Source organism: Nostoc flagelliforme FACHB-838 (assembly GCF_014698065.1).
In the GTDB taxonomy this organism is placed as follows: Bacteria; Cyanobacteriota; Cyanobacteriia; order Cyanobacteriales; family Nostocaceae; genus Nostoc; species Nostoc flagelliforme_B.
Genome location: NZ_JACJSI010000596.1, coordinates 1 through 2744 on the forward strand (window position 1 = coordinate 1; position 2744 = coordinate 2744).

Below are 2744 nucleotides of genomic sequence, written 5' to 3' on the forward strand. Positions count from 1 at the left end.
TTACAAATCTCCTTCTGGGAGTGGGTAAAGCAACATCCAGAGATTCCAGTTATCTTATGCGAGGGCGAAAAAAAAGCGGCCTGCTTGCTCTCTTTAGGGTTTGTAGCGATCGCACTGCCGGGGATTTGGAACGGGCGCGTGGGCAAACAGGATTTTGATGAACGGTTGCATCCTGACTTAGTACCAATGGCTCAAGCGGGACGCAAGTTCATAATTCTTTTTGACCACGAAACTTCTTCTAAAACCAGGTGGTCAGTTTACCAGGCAACGGTACGGACTGCCAAAGCGATTGAGGCAGTAGGTTGTGAATGTGAAGTTGCATTACTACCGGGGCCAGAAAAAGGCGTTGATGATTTTGTAGTTAGTCGAGGTGTTGATGCCAATGCACTACTAACTGCAATTATAGACGATGCCAAATCACTAAAAGATTACCAGCGCTCGTATCGGGCTAAAAAATGGGGACTTAGCAAATACAAACCAGATGTCACTATTAATGTCAAGTACCTCTCTGAGGCTTTGTGCATTCCTGAACTTGAAGAAAAGTGCTTGACAGTGCCTGAGCTTTATGAGCTTGAAAAGGAACAACTTTTCACACCATCTATAAAAGGACATCCTCCAAAGAAGGAGTCTACCGATTCTGGCGGAGTTGATTCAGACAAATCGAAGAAATCCCCTACCTTCAATTTCCCAAAATCAGGACTAGTCGTACTCTGGAGCGACATGGGTACAGGTAAAACTGAACTTATGCGCTGGTGGCGTGACCAAAACCCCGACGCTCGGTTCCTCAACAACGGGCATCGCGTCAACCTGCTGAAGAATTTAAGCGATCGCCTGAGAACTGCGATGTATTCAGACTTGGGTTACACAGGTTTAGCTCAAGCCCAAGCCCTTAGTATTACCATTGACAGCTTGCACAAACTCAATACGCAAGCGCTGATTTATGGCTGCATATTTATAGATGAAGCTTGCCAATACCTTACCCACCTACTACACAGTAATACGTGTAAACAGCACCGTGCAGCAATCTTGGAGGTACTGGAATATATAGTATACAACGCGCCACTAGTCGTCCTTGCCGACGCACACATGGATGATTTAACCGTGGACTTCTTTCGGGCAATGCGACCAGTAGGTGAAGTACCTTACATCGTCAAAAATGAATGGAAAAATGGCTCACGCACTATATATTGGTACGAAGGCAGTAATTCAAGCGCCCTAGTTGCCCAAATCTCGGCAGCCCTGATGCAAGGTCTGAAAGTCATGGTTGCAAGTGACTCCAAGCGTTTCATCAAAAAACTCGAAAAGTCTTTTACTATTAAGTACGAAGATCCTAACTCTGACCAATCCCATACACCCCAAAAATGGCGCATCTGGTCTGTCCACTCCGATAATTCCGGCAGTGATGAAAACGTCGCTTTCATTAAAGATATCACCAACGCCGTCAAAAACTTTGATGCCTTGTTCACCTCTCCCAGCCTCGGTACTGGTGTCGATATTTCTGAGTATCATTTCGATTTGGTGTTTGGTGTTTTTCACGGCGTTTCCCAAACCGCTACCGAATGTGCCCAACAGCTTTACCGCTATCGCCCGAAAGTCCCCTTTCATATTTGGGTGGCCCCGCGTCCTCCCTTTGGTTACAAGGATACAAACGCATCCAAGATTAAAGAGCGCTTGCTCCAAACCAATGAAATGACTGCTTTTCTGTTGCGAATTGACAGAGAAACGGGTAAGCGGGGCGCAGAGAAAGATTGGGCGCTTGAGGCTTACTGCCAAATTATGGCTAACCGCCACTATTCTCTCAATAATCTGCGTGATGATTTGCGATCGCTCCTCACCGAAATGGGCAATACATTTATATGTATGGGAAGTGATGATGATGACCAATCCCTTGAAAGTTTAAAAGCAGCAGCACAAGCTTTGGATCATGCCCACAATTCGGCTGTTGCCAAGGCTAAGAATATTACTTTGAGTGAGTACCGCGCCCGTCAGAGCAAAGATTACCTTGACCCTAATGAAATTTTTGAATGCGAAAAATTCCGCATTTCTGACTCTTACGGCATCGAAGTAACCGAATCACTTGTAGAAATGGATAAAGGTGGTCGATTAATTAGAGCGATCGCTGGACTTGAAGCCATTTTAGCCCCACCCGAAGAATCGTTTACTGACCCCAAAACTGGGCAAAGTTATCCTACCCCACCAACAATTGTCACCCAAAAAGACCGCACCGAGCGCGACAATCTACCTTTGTGCATCGACTGGGGCAATTACTCGGCACGCTGGCTTGCTAGATTTAACCTGGGACTGCATCAAATTCTCACTTCTTTAATGAAGGGTGATGAAGTTACTGCCGACGATTCCACCTTACTCAAGATGACGGAGATTGCTATACATTGTGCTGCTCACGTCAAAGCAATTCTTGGGTTTACTATTCCTAGTGACTGTAAACCTATTTGGTTGCTGGCGACTTTACTAGAGCAGCTGGGGCTAAAGCTGACCTTCCGCAAGCAGGGCAAGCGCGGTCAACAGGTGAAACTTTTTTCTTTATCTAAAGAGGAATTAGAATTTGCAATGCATGTCATTGCTCATCGCGTGGAAAAGCGTAATCAAAAAGAAAATCGAACCTATTACGCGGCTCAAACCCCTGCTGCGTATAGTGTAAACCCCAATCAGCAGCCCGTATCCACACCCCCCCCTAATGCTATAGGGAACTCCCATTGCCAAGGGGAGGATACTACCGAATTTGA

At 46.0% G+C, this 2744-nt stretch carries 1 protein-coding gene; it reads left to right on the forward strand.

Annotation, left to right across the window (positions count from 1 at the left end):
* The coding region (locus tag H6G97_RS49390; RefSeq protein WP_190947558.1) for a plasmid replication protein, CyRepA1 family at positions 1-2744 on the forward strand (2744 nt) is incomplete at both ends.